This is a genomic window from Nocardiopsis sp. CNZ308 (genome assembly GCF_004217075.1).
The window spans coordinates 506,112-521,441 of the sequence record NZ_SHKJ01000001.1; the positions used below are offsets into that span (position 1 = coordinate 506,112).

Annotated in this window: 14 protein-coding genes; 9 read left to right on the forward strand and 5 right to left on the reverse strand. The window is 72.6% G+C overall.

Annotation, left to right across the window (positions count from 1 at the left end; all coding sequences use genetic code 11):
* The first annotated feature begins 144 nt into the window (after positions 1-144).
* A complete protein-coding gene (locus tag EV372_RS02155; protein ID WP_130398711.1) occupies positions 145-1,455 on the forward strand; it encodes an HNH endonuclease signature motif containing protein in 1,311 nt (436 codons plus the stop codon).
* Positions 1,456-1,917: 462 nt separating this feature from the next.
* Here the strand turns inward: EV372_RS02155 and EV372_RS02160 are convergent, their stop codons facing one another.
* The 3 genes from EV372_RS02160 to EV372_RS02170 form a co-directional block, all read right to left on the reverse strand.
* Entirely contained in the window at positions 1,918-3,186 is a 1,269-nt protein-coding gene (locus tag EV372_RS02160; protein WP_130394628.1) for a globin domain-containing protein, read from the reverse strand.
* A 246-nt stretch (positions 3,187-3,432) separates the two neighbouring features.
* Complete coding sequence (locus EV372_RS02165; RefSeq protein ID WP_130394629.1) at positions 3,433-3,864, reverse strand: RrF2 family transcriptional regulator; 432 nt, start codon at positions 3,862-3,864, stop codon at positions 3,433-3,435.
* A 27-nt stretch (positions 3,865-3,891) separates the two neighbouring features.
* Positions 3,892-5,505 carry an MFS transporter gene (locus EV372_RS02170; protein WP_486484086.1) on the reverse strand — a complete coding sequence of 538 codons (1,614 nt, stop codon included), beginning with the start codon at positions 5,503-5,505 and terminating at the stop codon, positions 3,892-3,894.
* 459 nt (positions 5,506-5,964) lie between these two features.
* Between EV372_RS02170 and panB the strand changes: the two genes are divergently transcribed.
* From panB to EV372_RS02205, 5 genes are all read left to right on the forward strand, one after another.
* Entirely contained in the window at positions 5,965-6,834 is an 870-nt protein-coding gene (gene panB / locus EV372_RS02180; protein WP_130394631.1) for a 3-methyl-2-oxobutanoate hydroxymethyltransferase, read from the forward strand.
* A gap of 187 nt (positions 6,835-7,021) precedes the next feature.
* A complete protein-coding gene (locus EV372_RS02185) occupies positions 7,022-8,062 on the forward strand; it encodes an LLM class F420-dependent oxidoreductase (RefSeq protein WP_130394632.1) in 1,041 nt (346 codons plus the stop codon).
* Between the two features lie 631 nt (positions 8,063-8,693).
* Positions 8,694-9,239, forward strand: a complete 546-nt coding sequence (locus tag EV372_RS02195; protein WP_130394634.1) for a hypothetical protein — start codon at positions 8,694-8,696, stop codon at positions 9,237-9,239.
* A gap of 35 nt (positions 9,240-9,274) precedes the next feature.
* Positions 9,275-9,892, forward strand: coding sequence for a hypothetical protein (locus EV372_RS02200; protein WP_130394635.1), 618 nt, complete (start codon positions 9,275-9,277; stop codon positions 9,890-9,892).
* 43 nt (positions 9,893-9,935) lie between these two features.
* A complete protein-coding gene (locus EV372_RS02205) occupies positions 9,936-10,538 on the forward strand; it encodes a hypothetical protein (protein WP_130394636.1) in 603 nt (200 codons plus the stop codon).
* Between the two features lie 201 nt (positions 10,539-10,739).
* On the opposite strand, the gene npdG is transcribed toward EV372_RS02205, so the two are convergent.
* Entirely contained in the window at positions 10,740-11,435 is a 696-nt protein-coding gene (gene npdG, locus EV372_RS02210; RefSeq protein WP_130394637.1) for an NADPH-dependent F420 reductase, read from the reverse strand.
* Between the two features lie 82 nt (positions 11,436-11,517).
* Positions 11,518-11,709 carry a hypothetical protein gene (locus EV372_RS02215; RefSeq protein ID WP_013154223.1) on the reverse strand — a complete coding sequence of 64 codons (192 nt, stop codon included), beginning with the start codon at positions 11,707-11,709 and terminating at the stop codon, positions 11,518-11,520.
* 144 nt (positions 11,710-11,853) lie between these two features.
* On the opposite strand from EV372_RS02215, the gene map reads away from it, so the two are divergent.
* The 3 genes from map to EV372_RS02230 all read left to right on the forward strand — a co-directional run bounded on the left by map (position 11,854) and on the right by EV372_RS02230 (position 15,191).
* Positions 11,854-12,705, forward strand: a complete 852-nt coding sequence (gene map / locus EV372_RS02220; protein ID WP_081642986.1) for a type I methionyl aminopeptidase — start codon at positions 11,854-11,856, stop codon at positions 12,703-12,705.
* Between the two features lie 91 nt (positions 12,706-12,796).
* Positions 12,797-13,630 (forward strand): M55 family metallopeptidase, encoded by an 834-nt coding sequence (locus EV372_RS02225; protein WP_130394638.1) that lies wholly within the window; start codon positions 12,797-12,799, stop codon positions 13,628-13,630.
* A gap of 154 nt (positions 13,631-13,784) precedes the next feature.
* Positions 13,785-15,191, forward strand: coding sequence for a M20/M25/M40 family metallo-hydrolase (locus EV372_RS02230; protein ID WP_130394639.1), 1,407 nt, complete (start codon positions 13,785-13,787; stop codon positions 15,189-15,191).
* Positions 15,192-15,330 lie beyond the last annotated feature (139 nt).

A 15,330-nucleotide genomic window follows, 5' to 3' on the forward strand; every position in this document is an offset into this window, starting at 1 on the left:
CACTCGTTTTCGGACACCTTTTGAGCCCGCCTTAATTATGGCCCTTTAATCAAGATCAGCTCCCGGAAAGAAAGGCGTCTAATTCGGGGCTGTGAATAGTGGAGAAAGGGCGGATGCTGGCCTATAATAAGAAGTATGGAGATGATGATCGCAGCGCCCAAGGCGGCCCCCGGGGAATGTTCCCCGGCCGTGGCCGCGCTGGCCGGTGCGCGCGAGGTCATCCACCAGGCGTTGAACGCCGAGCTGCCGCCCGGGGCCGACGAGAGTGCGGCCGAGGAGGTCGCGGCGCTGTGGGCCCAACTGGACCAACTTCGCTACCAGGCGCTCGCGCGGATGGCACGTTTGTACGCGCGCGGCGAGGTGGCCCGCTACAGCGGTTACTCCACGCTGGACAAGTGGATCACCCATCGGTGCAAGGTCCCTACCGCTCAGGCCAAGGATTTGGCCCGTCTGGCCCAGCACGTGCACGAGGAGACGTTGCCTGCCACGGTGGAAGCGGTGGAGGAGGGTGCTCTGGCCTTGGGTGAGGCGGTGGCGATCGCCAAGGCCACCGATAAGGCCGTCCAGACCCGCGATGAGGACCATTTTCCCGATCAGGCGGAGTACCGGCAGGGGTTCGAAGCGGCGCTGGTGGCGGCCAAGCAGGAGCGGCCCGCGTTGTCGGTCAACCAGCTTCAGTCGGTGGCCCGCCAGGTCGCTTACCGTTTGGACCCCCACCGCCTGGACCGTGACCACGAAGCTGCTCACGCCGCCCGTGGCCTGGTCGTGCATGACACCTTCCAGGGCAGCTACCAGTTGCAGGCCTGGGGCGGCTCTGGGGATGCGTTGATCGTGCGTGCGGCCATCGACACCTTCACCACCCCGCCCGGGGAGGGTGACACCCGGTCTCGGTCCCAGCGTGAGCATGACGCGCTTATCGCGGCGCTGCGTTTTGCCACCACCCACACTGGATGTACCAACACTCCGGCTCCGTTGGCGCAGATCCGCATCGTGGTGCCCGTGCAGACCTACCTGGACGCTCAGGGTCAGGAGGTTCCGGCGTTGGACGAGCACGGTCGGGTGATTCCGGTCGGGCTGGTCCACGAACTCGCCGCTGACTCTGAGGTGGTGCGGATGCTCACCGCCCCACCTACCGGACAGGTGCTGGACGTGAGCCACAGCCGCCGCCTGGCCTCAGCCCGCCAACGCACCGCCGCTTTCCACGGGCACAGCACCTGCGCCCACCCGCAAGGGTGTGAGGTGCCGGTCGCCCTCTGCCAAGCCGACCACGTCACCTCCTTCTCGCGGGGTGGGCGCACAGTGGTGGCTAATCTGCAACCGTTGTGCGGGCCGCACAACCGGGCCAAGTACCAACGCGAACTCCGCACACACCCACACCACCACCCAGGACGGGACCGGGGATGGGGAGGAGACCATCCGCCCGACAGGGATCCGGATCCACCGCCCCGCACATGAGACCCCCGGGCCGCGCCGAGCCCCGGCATGCCCGCACCCGGCAAGCGGCCCGGGCCCCGCGCTCACCGTGGTCGCTGCCTCCGTCGCCCGCCCCCGCCCCAGGGGCCGGTACCGCTGCCCGGGGCCCGACAGTCCCGCTGCCTTTGGCGCCAACGCAGCAGAGCCCAGCCGCCCCCGAACCCCGACCGTTGGCCGCCCTCCGCACCACTACGCGGCAGCTGGTGACGCTACCTCCCGCCACCACCAACGGCTAGGGCGTTGAACGGCGCCCCCAGACACCCGCTGCCTTTGGTGCCACCGCAGCAAAGGCCCACCACGCGCGAACAGCAAGCGTTGGTCACCCTCCCAGACCACTACGCGGCAGCTGGCGCCGCTGCCCCCGCCACCACCAGCGGTCTGAACGTCGAAAGGAAGCAGGAACAGCCCACCCGCCCTTCCGCCCCTCACAGCACGCCCAAGCGCTCAGTCCTCGCCCAGCCACAGGTCCGGGCCGAACACCTCGTAGCGGATACGGCGGGCGGGCACCCCGGCGGCGAGCAGCTGGCCACGCACACTGCGCATGAACGGAAGTGGCCCGCACAGGTAGACCTCAGCGCCCTCGGGCAGGTCCACCCCGTCCAGGTCCATCAACCCCCGGACGGTGCCACCGTCGCCCCCACCGCCCTCAGCGCCGCCGCCACCTCCGCCTCCGCCTCCGCCTTCGCCAGCCTCCACGCCGTCGCCCCCGTCCACACCGTCCTCGTACCAGGTCCGGGCGCTCGCACCGGGCAGCGCCCCGACCAGGGCGGCGGTCTCCTCACGGTGGGCGTGCTCCCCCGGGCTGCGGTCGGCGTGCAGGACCACAACCCTGCGGTCGCCGCCCTGCTCGGCGAGCCGGTTCAGCATGGCCACCATCGGCGTGCAGCCGATCCCGGCCGAGACCAGCACGAGGGGGTGATCGCCCTCGGACAGGGTCACGTCACCGGCGGGGGTGGAGACCATGAGGACGTCGCCCGGGACGACGGTGTCGTGCAGCAGGGTGGAGACCTCCCCCGCCGGATCGGCCCCGACCGCGCGCAGGCGCTTGACGGTGATGCGGCGGGACTCGCCGTCCCCGCCGGTCAGCGAGTACTGGCGGGCCTGGCGGACGCCGTCGGGCATGCGGGTGCGGACGCTGACGTACTGGCCGGGCAGGAAGGCGGGGAGCGGTTCGCCGTCCTCGGGTTCGAGGGTGAGGGAGGCGGTGTCGGGGGTCTCCTGGCGGCGCCGCGTGACCCGCCAAGGGCGCCAGACCCCGCGCCCGGTGTGCCCGCGCTCGGCGTACAGGCGGGCCTCCAGGGCGATGAGGGCTCCGGCCATGAGCCAGTAGACCTCGTCCCAGGCCCTGACGACGGCGGGGGTGGCCGCGTCCCCGAGGGTGGAGGCGATGGCGTCGAAGAGGTACTTGTGCACGATGACGTACTGGTCCTCGGTGACCCCGAGGGAGACGTGCTTGTGGGCGATGCGGGAGAGGAGGGCGTCGGGGCGCTCGTCCGGGCGCTCCAGGAGGAGGGTGGCGAAGGCGGCGATCGCCCCGGCCAGGGCCCTGCGCTGTTCGCCCGAGGCCTGGTTGCCCCGGTTGAACAGGCCGTCGAGGAGTTCGGGGCGCTCGCCGAGCATCGTGTCGTAGAAGCGGGCGGTGATGGTGTCCAGGGCTCCGGCCACGGCGGGGACCGTGGCCCGGACGGTGGCGGCTGACTCGGTGGAGAGCATGCGACCTCACTTCGGAGAGGGTGCCTCGGAGCGAAAACTGGTATCTGAAATGCATATTAAATCCGCCTCCGCGGCCCCCTCCTCCGGGGTCGTTCCCGCGCGAAGAAGCCAGGTGGGAACGGTCAGGCGCGGGCAGCCCGGCGGCCTGGAGGACTGCCGAACTACCGGACGACCGGACGACCGGACGACCGGACCAACCGACCACCGGGCCGAAGGGCCGCCGGCCACGGAGCGCCGCCGCGGGCCCTACGGACGCAGCAGGGTCAGCGCGTCACGCGTGGGCGGGGACACCAGGGACTCCACGCTGACGCCGTCGAGCGAGGTGTAGAACGCCTCGTGCGCCTCGCGCAGGGCGCCGCGCAGGCGGCAGGCGGCGCGCAACGGGCAGGGCGGATCGTCCTCGCACCCCGCGAGCTCCCCCGCGCCCTCCAGCTCGCGCACGATCGACCCGACCGAGGCCCGCCGCCCGCTCTCGGTCAGGAGCAGCCCGCCGTTGCGGCCGCGCCGCGCCTCCACCAGTCCCATGTCGGACAGCCGCGCCACGGCCTTGGCCATGTGCGTGTAGGGCACGGAGAGCATCCCGGCGACGGCCCTGGTGGTGAGGAGTTCTCCCTCGTCCGCGACCGCGAGCCGCATGACCAGGCGCAGGGAGACGTCGGTGAAGGCGGTCAGGCGCATGTGTTCAACGTAGGGGACCGGCCCCGGTCACCGCTCCCCCCGGCCGGGGACGGGCGCGGTCCCCGCGGAGGGGCCGCCGTCGTCCTCGGCGTCCAGGGGCCGGTGGCGCCCGGTCTCGCGCGGCATCCAGATCAGGATCACGACCAGCCCGACCACCCCGAAGCACAGCGACACCGTCGCCGCCGTGTGCAGCCCCGACATGAACGCCTCCTTGGCGGGCTCCACCAGGACCCTCCCCCGCTCCCCCAGGCTCCGGGCCAGCGCCAGGGTGCCCTCGATCGACTCCCCCGCCGACCGCAGCCGCTGGTCCGTCACACCCGTCGAGCCCTCGTCGGCGACCTCCTCCAGGGTGGGGGTGATCCCCGCCCGGTACCGGAAGGAGATGACCGCGCCCAGGATCGCGACGCCCATCGCCGTGGCCACCTGCCGGACCGTGTTCTGCACGGCGGAGGCGGCTCCGGCCCTGCCCGGCGGCACCGACGACATGATCGCGTCGGTGGCGGGGGTCAGGACCACGGCCATCGCACCGGCCTGGAGGAAGAAGAACCCGACGATCAGCGGCAGCGGCGTGTCCGGTTCGAGCTGGGTGAAGAAGAGGAAGCTGGAGCACACGCCCAGCACGCCGACCGCGGCGACCACGCGCGGCCCCGCCCAGCGCACGAGCGTCGGGCTGAGCGGCGCCATGATCATCTGCCCCAGCGCGGCGGGCAGCACCAGCAGGCCCGCGACGAACGGGGAGAACTCGCGGACGCTCTGCCAGTAGAAGCTCAGGAAGAAGATGATCCCGGACATGCTGAAGAACAGCAGCATGATGGTGGCCACGGAGACGCTGAACCGCGGGTCGCGGAAGAAGCGCACGTCCAGGGAGGGGTTGGGCGCGCGCGACTCGTGCACCAGGAAGAGCACCAGCACCACCACACCGCCGATGAGCGCGCCGTACACGTCCCAGTCCGCCAGGGAGGCCCGTTCGCCCGCGGTGATGATGCCGTAGATGAGCAGGACCAGGCCGGGGACGGACAGCAGCACCCCCAGCACGTCCAGCCTGCCGGGGTCGGCGTCGCGCGACTCGGGGATCAGGAAGAACACCAGCGCCAGGCCCAGCGCCACGAAGGGCACGTTGACGAGGAAGATCGACCCCCACCAGAAGTTCTCCAGCAGCAGCCCGCCCGCCGAGGGGCCGATGGCCATCGCCAGCCCGACCGCGCCCGCCCAGATCCCGATGGCGCGTGCGCGCTGCTCGGGCGGGAAGACGTTCGCAATGATCGACAGGGTCTGCGGCGTCACCATGGAGGCGCCGAACCCCATGACCGCGCGGGCCAGGATGAGCTGTTCGGGGGTCTGGGAGTAGGCTGACAGCGCCGAGGCCGCGCCGAACACCGTCAGCCCCACCACGATCATGCGGCGGCGCCCCCACCGGTCGCCGAGCACGCCGAAGGTGAACAGCAGGCCCGCGAAGACCAGCGTGTAGGAGTTGATCGCCCAGGCCAGCTGCGACTGGCTGGCGCCCAGGCCCCGCTCGGGGTCGGACAGCACACGCAGCGCCACGTTGAGGATCGTGTTGTCGGCCACGATCACCAGCAGGCAGATGATCAGGACCGCCAGCCCGCCCCACCTGCGCCGGTACGCCGTCTGCGCGTCCACCAACCCACCTCCACCGCCGGGGCCCACCGAAACTCACGCCGATCGGACCGTACCCGCGAACCGCGCCGACCGCGCGCTTCGGGGGGCCGCGAACGGTGTGTCGGCCGTGTTCGCACCGGTTCCGGCGGGAGGAGGTCGGCCGCCTGCGAGACGGTTCCGGCGGGGGCACGGGCCGCTCCCGGCGGAAAGGGGAAGCGTTCCCGTCGGGAAACATCCGACCGTCGGACCGGGTTGTAGCCGGTGCGGAGAGGTGCGGAGCGGGCATGCGATGATGCTTGCGTGCGGTGGCCGCGCCCGGTCGTCCGCGTACGCCGGTTCCCGCCTCCTCCCGCACCCGCCCGGTCCCCCTCGGACCGCCCGCGGCCCCCTCGGCCGCCCAGCGCGCGAGCGCGACAACACCATTCGTCCACATGTCCGGAGACACCCGCGAGGTGCTTCGAGACAACGGAGGGATAGCACATGAGCACCACAGGAAAGCCCCTCGCCCCGACCGGGGCCCCGACAGGAAACACCCTGTACGGCGGGGTCACCAGCCGACGCGTCACCATCCGCGACCTGGCCGCCGCCAAGGGGCGCGGCGAGCGCTGGCCGATGCTGACCGCCTACGACGCGCTCACCGCGCGGGTCTTCGACGAGGCCGGGATCCCGGTCCTGCTGGTCGGCGACTCGGCGGCCAACGTCGTCTACGGCTACGACACCACCGTCCCGGTGACGGTGGACGAACTCCTCCCGCTGACCGCGGCGGTGTCCCGCTCCACCCGGCGGGCGCTCGTCGTGGCCGACCTGCCGTTCGGCTCCTACCAGGCCTCTCCCCAGCAGGCGCTGGAGGCGGCCTCGCGGTTCATGAAGGAGGGCGGGGCCCAGGCGGTGAAGCTGGAGGGCGGCCACGCGGTGGTCCCCCAGGTGGAGCTGCTGGTCTCGGCGGGCGTGCCGGTGATGGCGCACCTGGGCCTGACGCCCCAGTCGGTGAACACCCTGGGCGGCTACCGGGTGCAGGGCCGCGGCGAGGCCGCGGCCGGACTGCTCAAGGACGCCAAGGAGATGGAGCGCGCGGGCGCGTTCGCGGTCGTGCTGGAGTGCGTGCCCGCCGAGCTGGCCGCGCAGGTGACCGAGCAGCTGTCCGTCCCGACCGTGGGCATCGGCGCCGGTCCGTCCACGGACGCCCAGGTGCTGGTGTGGCAGGACATGGCCGGGCTGAGCCCGAAGGTGGCCAAGTTCGTCAAGACCTACGCCAACCTGCACGAGACGCTGCGCGAGGCGGCCTCGGCCTACGCCGACGAGGTCGTCAACGGGGCGTTCCCCGAGGAGCGCCACTCCTACGCCGGTTGAGGGGCGGGGTGAGCCCTCCCCTCTCCGGACGCCGGTGAGCGCCGCCGGTCGGGTCCGCCCGACCGGCGGTGCGGCGCCGGGGGCCCGTGGTACGTGAGCCGGGCAACAGACCGAACCGTACTCGGGAGTAGAGTCGCACCGTACCCAGCGCCGACGGGCCGGGGGTCCGGCCCTCCCGGGAGGACAGATGCGCGTCTCGATGCCGCTCCAGTACGCGGGCGACCCCAAGGCCTCCGTCGACCAGGTGGTCGAACTGGAGAAGGCCGGTCTCGACACCGTGTGGGTCGCCGAGGCCTACGGGTTCGACAGCCCCACCCTGATGGGCTACATCGCCGCCCGCACCGAGACCGTGGCCATCGGCTCGGCGATCCTGCCGCTGTACACCCGCACCCCCACGCTCATCGCGATGACCGCCGCCGGGCTGGACGACCTGTCCGGCGGGCGGGCCATCCTCGGATTGGGCGCCAGCGGCCCGCAGGTCGTCGAGGGCTTCCACGGCGTCCCCTACGTCAAGCCGCTCGCCCGCACCCGCGAGACCATCGAGATCTGCCGCAAGGTCTGGGCGCGCGAGGACCGCCTCACCCACGACGGCACCGTCTTCCAGCTGCCGCTGCCCCCGGAGAGGGGGACCGGCCTCGGCAGGCCGCTCAAGATCATCAACCACCCCGTGCGCCCCCGGATCCCCGTCTACGTGGCCTCCCTGGGCGTGAAGAACGTGGCGCTGACCGCGGAGATCGCCGACGGCTGGCTCCCGCACCTGTTCATCCCCGAGAAGGCCGACAGGGTGTGGGGCGAGGCGCTGGCCGAGGGCAGGGCCAGGCGCGACCCCTCCCTGGGCGGGTTGGAGGTCTCCGCGGGCGGTCTGCTCGCCATCGGCGAGGGCGAGGACACCAAGAAGCTGCTAGACCTCGTACGGCCGATGATCGCCCTGTACGTCGGCGGCATGGGCGCCAAGGGGAAGAACTTCTACAACACGGTCGCCCGCCGCTACGGCTACGAGGAGGCCGCCGAGAAGGTCCAGGACCTGTACCTGGCGGGGAAGAGGGACGAGGCCGCGGCCGCCGTGCCCGAGGAGTTCGTGGAGCTGACCAACATGGTCGGCCCGGAGTCCTACGTGCGCGAGCGCGTGGAGGCCTTCCGGGCCGCCGGGGTGACCCAGCTCAACGTGACCCCCGTGGGTGAGAACCCGGCCGCCCTGGTCGGCAAGGTCAAGGAGTGGGTGTCCTGACCCCTCCCCCGGGTCCTGACGGCGGCCCCGCACCCCTCCCGGGTGCGGGGCCGCCGCCGTTCGTCCCGAGCGCTCCGGTTCCGGAGTGTCACGGAAAACCATGGGAACACACGTGCCACCCCGCGTTCCCACATCGCCTCCGGAAAGGGACGGAGGCGGGGAGGGGAGACCGGAGGAACGCGGAACCGCGTGAACGCGGCTCGCGGGCGCGGGCCCCGCCCGCCCCCGCCGCGTGTGTTTCCCACTCCGCCCCGCCGAGGACGAACACCCGGAGTGACGCCCCCGGGATCATCGAAAACATGTACGTGATGCACGCCACACAAGGAAACCCCACTCCGACCCGCCTGCCCGGGGGGCCTCGCTCCACGCACAGGCGCTCCCGCCCCGAGGACCCTCCTCCGCCCCAGGTCGGGGGCACGGCGCCCGCCGGGCCGGAACGGGGCCCGGCAAACAACCCACCACCGGACGAAAATCGATAAGAACCGACGCCCGTCCGGTATTCGACGGAGAAAAGATTCCTCAGCGGCCGAAGAACCACCGCACGGCCATTCCCTCACCAAGGGTAGTCAATTCACCCCGAACAGTTTTGTTAACCTGCGTTAAGCGACACCCCCAACACCACGGAGAAGGCATGACCTCACCGCACCGGCGGCCACGGGCCGCCGCCCTCGTCGCGGCGTCCGCGGCCGCGGCCCTGGCCGCGACGGTCACGGCGTCACCCGCCGCCGCGAGCGAGCGGCACTGCATCAGCGACACCGGCAGCGGCCAGGAGCGCTGCTTCGCCTCCTTCGACGCGGCGCTCAGGGCCGCGGAGGAGGAGACCGGCCGGACCCTGGAGGAGCAGGAACGCGCCCTGGAGGGGGGCGGCGCCTCCCTCCGGGCGGCCGCCTCCGGGGTCATCATCGGCACCTACTTCGAGCACGAGGACTTCGGCGGGGCCACGTTCACCCTGTACGGCGACGGCCTGTGCACCGGAGGCGACGACACCGAGTTCTGGTTCACCTTCCCCGCCGACTGGCAGAACCTGATCTCCTCGGCCCAGCCCTGGGCCACCTGCGCCCTGTGGCTGCACTCCGGTCCGGACGGGACCGGCGACCGCGACGGCCCCTACCGCGAGAACACGAACTACGTGGGCGACCACATGAACGACCGCGCCGTCTCCACCACCCTGGGCTGACCGGACCCCCGCCCCCGCTCGAAGGGAGAAACCACATGCGACGCACGTCCACCGTGCTCTGCGCCGCCGCCGTCGCCGTGGCGGGCGCGGTCGCCGCGCCCCCGACCGCCGCCCGCGCCGATCACGAGGGCGCCCCCAGCGTGCGCGAGCTGCTGGAGCTGTGCGGCGTGGAGACCGACGTCTGCGAGTTCCACCCCGGTGGCGAGCCCGAGCTCTTCGCCGCCCCGAGCCGCGTGGTGGGCTCGGAGGTGTTCAACTGCACCTCCGGGCGCCAGGACATGGCGGTGATCTGGTCCGACACCACGTCCCAGAGCAACAGCGTCGGCCTGACCCTGACCACCGAGGCCGGGTTCGGCGAGGTCTTCTCGGTGTCCTACGAGCAGTCGTTCGAACACACCTGGACCACCTCGCACACCGAGACGCAGACCACCTACGTCAACACCGCCCCCGGAGAGGTGGGCTGGGTCGAGCGGCAGCCGCGGATGCAGCGCGTCCACGGCACCTACGAGCTGCACTTCCCCGACCGCGAGTGGGGCCACTACGTCTGGTACGCCCCCTTCACGGTGGAGGGGCCCGTCCCCGACTCCCCCGACGACGCCGTCACGCAGAACGTGCGGCCGATGACCGACGCCGAGCGGGCCGCGTGCCCGTGACCCCGATCCCCACGAAAGCCCGACCCCCACGGAAGGCGGAGCGATGAGAACCCTCGCAGCGGGCGCCGCGGCGGGCCTGGCGGCCGTCCTGGCGCTCACCCCCGCGCCGGCCGCGGCCGACCACGAGCGGAACCCGACGGTCCGCGAGCTGCTGGAGCGGTGCGGTGAGGGCACCGACGTGTGCGAGTTCCACCCCTCCGGCCAGCCGGAGTACTTCCAGAACACCTCCGAGCCGGTCGGCTCCCCGGTCTACAACTGCACCGGCCACGAGCAGATGTCCATGGTGGAGTGGTCCGAGACCACGGGCGAGTCCAACAGCGTGAACCTGTCCATGACGGCGACCTTCGGCGCGGTCTTCAAGCAGAGCTTCAGCGTCTCCTACGGCCACGAGTGGAGCTCGTCGCACACCCAGAGCCAGCGCACACAGGTCGTCGCCCAGCCGGGCGAGGTGGCCCGCGTGTACTACGGGCCCCGGATGCAGCGCGTGCACGGCACCTACGAGCTGCACTTCCCCGACCGCGAGTGGGGCCACTACGTCTGGTACGCCCCCTTCACCGCCGAGGGACCGGCCAAGGACCAGGGCAGCACCGTCACCCAGTCCACGCGGCCCATGACCGACGAGGAGCGCGCGACCTACTGCGGCTGAACGCGCACGGCGCGCACGGCGCCGGTCCCCGCGGCGGGGACCGGCGCCGTGCGCGTGCGGGAGCACCGGCGAATCCGCGGTGGCCTCCTCGACCTCCTCGTCCGTGCGCGTGCGCGGGCGGGAGCACCGGGCGACCCGGAGCCGGTCGGGTCCGACGCCCTCCCGCGGGGCCGGGTCGCTCGGGGGCCGCGGCTCCGGGGACTACAGCCCGGTGATGCGGATGCCCGCGTGGGTCTTGTAGCGGCGGTTCACCGCGATGAGGTTGGCGGTCAGGGCCTCGACCTGGTGGGCGTTGCGCAGGCGGCCGCCGAAGACGCCGCGCACCCCCGGGATCCGCTCGGCCAGGGCGCGCACCACGTCGGTGGCCCCGCGGTCCTCGCCCAGCACCAGGACGTCGAGGTCCACCTCCTCGACCTCGGGGTCCAGCAGCACCACGGCGGACACGTGGTGGAAGGCGGCCGTGACACGGCTGTCGGGCAGCACCTCGGCGGCCTGCTGGGCGGCGCTGCCCTCGGCGACGTCGAGGGCGAAGGGGCCCTTCTTGTCGAAGCCGAGGGGGTTGACGCAGTCCACGACGATCTTGCCCGCCAGCGGAGCGGCCAGCTGCTCCAGCAGCTCCCGGTGGCCGTCCCAGGGCACGGCGACGATGACGACGTCGCCCGCGGCGGCGGCCGAGGCGTTGTCCAGGCCGCGCACGTCGATCGGGGCGGCCTCGGCCTCCACCAGTTCCCGGGCGGCCTTGTCGGCGCGCTCGGCGCTGCGCGAGCCGAGGTGGACGGTGTGCCCCGCCAGGGCGAGGCGGCGGGCCAGGCCCCGGCCCTGGTCCCCGGTTCCGCCCAGGACGGCGACGGACAGCCCGGCGATGTCCGCGTCCGCGGACGTGCTCTGTTCAGTCATGCGCCGATCCTGTCAGAGACGCCGGCGGAAGGCGCCCCCGGTACCGCGCCGCGCGGTGGACCGGAGCGCACGCGGGCGGTGTTCACCGCTCCTCCTCGTCGGCCTCGTCCCAGGCCTCGTTGCGCCGGGCGGCGATGGCCAGCGCGCTGGCGGCGGTGGCCTCGTCCGGGTAGGGGCCCATGCGCTCCTTGTTGGGGCATCCGGGGCCGTGCTCCACCCGGTTGTGCCGGAGGCAGTACCACCACTTGTCGTCCAGCTGAGTGTCCTCGCTCACCGTGACTCGCTTTCTACGGGACGCCGCCCGGACGGGAACGTGCTTTCCGGGGGGACCTACCCAGGCCCGGGCGTCCCCTACACCCCTGGGGGAGGGGCATCGTCCAGGACCGCGGGGCCGACCCACGAACTACAATCAGTGTCCATGACTACTCCGCTGGTTCCTGGGCGAATCTCGCCACAACGTTCGGTTCCCTCCCACATCGTCCGCCCGGAGTACGTCGGACGGAAGCACCCCGTGGAGGGGGTTCTGGGCGACGTGCAGACCCCCGAGACCATCGAGCGGATGCGCGTGGTGGGACGGCTGGCGGCCCAGGCGCTGGAGGAGGTCGGCCGCAACGTCCGGCCCGGCGTGACCACCGACGAGCTGGACCGGATCGGCCACGAGTTCCTGCTGGACCACGGGGCCTACCCCAGCCCGCTGGGCTACAAGGGCTACCCCAAGTCGCTGTGCTCCTCGCTCAACGAGGTGATCTGCCACGGCATCCCCGACGACACCGTGGTCTCCGACGGCGACATCGTCAACATCGACATCACCGCCTACCGGGACGGCGTGCACGGCGACACCAACGCCACCTTCCTGGCCGGGAACGTCTCGGAGGAGCACCGGCTGCTGGTCGAGCGCACCCACGAGGCCATGATGCGCGGGATCAAGGCGTGCCGGCCGGGCCGCCAGATCAACGTGATCGGCCGGGTCATCGAGTCCTACGCCAAGCGCTTCGGCTACGGCGTGGTCCGCGACTTCACCGGGCACGGCGTGGGGCCGGAGTTCCACTCGGGTCTGGTGGTGCCGCACTACGACGACCCGCGTGCGGACACGGTCATGGAGCCGGGGATGACCTTCACGATCGAGCCGATGATCACGCTCGGCGGCGTGGAGTACGACATGTGGGACGACGGCTGGACTGCCGTGACGGCCGACCGCAGGTGGACCGCCCAGTTCGAGCACACCCTGGTCATCACCGAGTCCGGCGCGGAGATCCTCACCCTGCCGTGACCGCCGCCCCGGTCCCCTCCCGTACGCCTCCGGGCGGAACGCGGTGTCCGGACGTGGCCACGGCGGGGGACCGGGGCGTAGGGTCGTGCGGGTGAAGATCCTCATCTCCGCCGACATGGAGGGCGCCACGGGCGTCACCTGGCCCGCCGACGTCGAGCCCGGCACCGAGCAGTGGCAGCGCTGCCGCGCCATGTTCACCAGCGACGTCAACGCCGCCGTCGAGGGCCTGCTGGAGGGCGGCGCCACCGAGGTGCTGGTCAACGAGGCGCACGCGACCATGCGCAACCTCCTGCTGGAGGAGCTCAACACCGACGCCACGATGATCACCGGGCGGCACAAGGAGCTGTCCATGGTCGAGGGCGTGCAGTCCGGCGACTGCGACGGCGTGGTGTTCCTCGGCTACCACTGCGGCGCCGGCGACGAGGGCGTGCTGGCGCACACCTACCTGCCCAACGCGGTGACCGGTGTGTGGCTGGACGGCGAACCCGCCAGCGAGGGCCGTCTCAACGCCGCGGTGGTCGCCGAGTACGGCACCCCGGTCATCCTGGTCACGGGGGACGACCGCGCCTGCGAGGACGCCGCGACCTACGCCCCGTTCGCGCGGACGGTCGCGGTCAAGGAGCACGTCAGCCGGTACGCCGCCCGCTGCCGTCCCCCGGCCGCGACCGCGCGGGACATCCGGGCCGGGGCGCGCGCCGCCATGACCCTGGCCGGGCGCCTGGACCCCGTCGGGCCCGGGCCCCGGGCCGTGGAGGTGGAGGTGGACTCCGCTCAGCTGGCCCAGGCCGCCGCCGTCGTCCCCGGCGTCACGCGCACGGGGGTGCGGCGCGTCCGGTACGTCTCCCCGGACGCCTACGAGATGATCCGCTGCTTCAAGGCGGTCACCACGCTCATCTCCAACGCCATGGAGGAGCGCTACGGCTGAGGCCGGGGCCGGGGCCGCGGGGGACCGCCGCCCGCGAATGCCGGGGCGCGGCGGGCGGGGCTGGTAGAACTGTGCCGGGGAGCACCACTTCGTCACCACTGGTCACTAAGGTCCTCCCCCGTTACTGACACCTCAGCGAGAGCGAGGCGCGCTCGTGGGCCACATCGCCACTTCCTTCCCAGAGAGAACCGACGGCTTCCCGGAAGGGGCCGACGGCCTCGCGGCGGCCGGGGAGGACGCCGTCCACCTGGCCCGGGGGCTCCTCCGCCGCGACTCCACCAACCACGGGGGCGGTCAGGGCGACGAACGCGAGGCCGCCGAGTACGTCGCCGAGGCCCTGGGCGACGCCGGACTGGACCCCCTGCTGCTGGAGTCGGCCCCCCGGCGCGCGAACGTGGTCGTGCGCGTTCCCGGCACCGACTCCTCGGCCCCGGCGCTGCTGGTGCACGGCCACCTGGACGTGGTGCCCGCCGACGCGGCCGATTGGACGCTGCCCCCCTTCGCCGGTGAGGTCGCCGACTGCCCGGTCACCGGCGTGCCCGCGCTGTGGGGGCGCGGCGCGGTGGACATGAAGAACACCATCGCCACGGTCACCGCCGTGGTGCGCCACTGGGCGCGCCACGGGCTGCGGCCCCGGCGCGACATCGTGCTGGCCTTCGTCGCCGACGAGGAGGACAGCGCCGCCTACGGCGCCGACTACCTGGTCCGCGAGCACGCCGGACTGTTCGAGGGCTGCACCACCGCGATCGGCGAGGGCGGCGGGGAGACCATCCACGCCCGCACCGCCTCCGGGGAGCCGGTGCGCCTGTACCCGGTGGGCGCGGCCGAGCGCGGCAGCGCCTGGCTGAGCCTGCGCGCCCAGGGCACGGCCGGGCACGGTTCCCGGCCGCCGCGCGACAACGCGATCGGCGCCCTGGCCGCGGCCCTGGCCCGGATCGACGGCTACGAGTGGCCGCTGCACCTGACCCCCGTCACGCGGGCGGCGATCGACGCGATCGCCGCGGCCCTGGAGGTGGAGCGCTTCCCCGGTGACACGGCGACCGCGGAGGCGGTGGACGCCCTGGTCGCCAGCCTGGGGACGGCCGCGCCGCTGATCGGCCCGACCACGCGCAACAGCGCGACGCCCACGATGTTCTCGGCCGGGTACAAGGTGAACGTGGTGCCCGGGGAGGCCACGGCGGGTGTGGACGGCCGGGTGCTGCCCGGCGCGGAGGAGCAGTTCGCCGCGGTCATGGAGGAGCTCACCGGCGACCGGGTGACCTGGGAGTACGCGCACGGTTCGCCGCCGGTGTCCGCGCCCGTGGACTCCCCCGCGTTCGCGGAGCTGCGCGAGGCCCTGCTGCTGCACGACCCCGGGGCCCACGTGGTGCCGGTGTGCCTGTCGGGGGGCACCGACGCCAAGGTGTTCTCCCGGCTGGGCATCGACTGCTACGGCTTCTCGCCCCTGGCGCAGCCCGAGGGCCTGGACTACTCGGGTCTGCTGCACGGTGTGGACGAGCGGGTGCCGCTGGAGGGGCTGAGCTTCGGGGTGCGCGCGCTGGACACCTTCCTGCGCGCCTGAACGGCGAAACCCCCGTCCGGCTGGGAGGCTGGGACTGGGAGGGGCCGGGCTCCGGGAGGCGTGGCCGCGAAGGGTCCGGTCGCGGGAGTGTCCGAGCACCGATGGTGGGGAGAGGCGTCGCGTCCGGTGGCGCGTGGAC

Coding starts and splice junctions, on each gene's coding strand:
- EV372_RS02155 (WP_130398711.1), top strand. CDS start 145: ATGATCGCAGCGCCCAAGGCGGCCCCCGGGGAATGTTCCCCGGCCGTG.
- EV372_RS02160 (WP_130394628.1), bottom strand. CDS start 3,186: ATGCTCTCCACCGAGTCAGCCGCCACCGTCCGGGCCACGGTCCCCGCC.
- EV372_RS02165 (WP_130394629.1), bottom strand. CDS start 3,864: ATGCGCCTGACCGCCTTCACCGACGTCTCCCTGCGCCTGGTCATGCGG.
- panB (WP_130394631.1), top strand. CDS start 5,965: ATGAGCACCACAGGAAAGCCCCTCGCCCCGACCGGGGCCCCGACAGGA.
- EV372_RS02185 (WP_130394632.1), top strand. CDS start 7,022: ATGCGCGTCTCGATGCCGCTCCAGTACGCGGGCGACCCCAAGGCCTCC.
- EV372_RS02195 (WP_130394634.1), top strand. CDS start 8,694: ATGACCTCACCGCACCGGCGGCCACGGGCCGCCGCCCTCGTCGCGGCG.
- EV372_RS02200 (WP_130394635.1), top strand. CDS start 9,275: ATGCGACGCACGTCCACCGTGCTCTGCGCCGCCGCCGTCGCCGTGGCG.
- EV372_RS02205 (WP_130394636.1), top strand. CDS start 9,936: ATGAGAACCCTCGCAGCGGGCGCCGCGGCGGGCCTGGCGGCCGTCCTG.
- npdG (WP_130394637.1), bottom strand. CDS start 11,435: ATGACTGAACAGAGCACGTCCGCGGACGCGGACATCGCCGGGCTGTCC.
- map (WP_081642986.1), top strand. CDS start 11,854: ATGACTACTCCGCTGGTTCCTGGGCGAATCTCGCCACAACGTTCGGTT.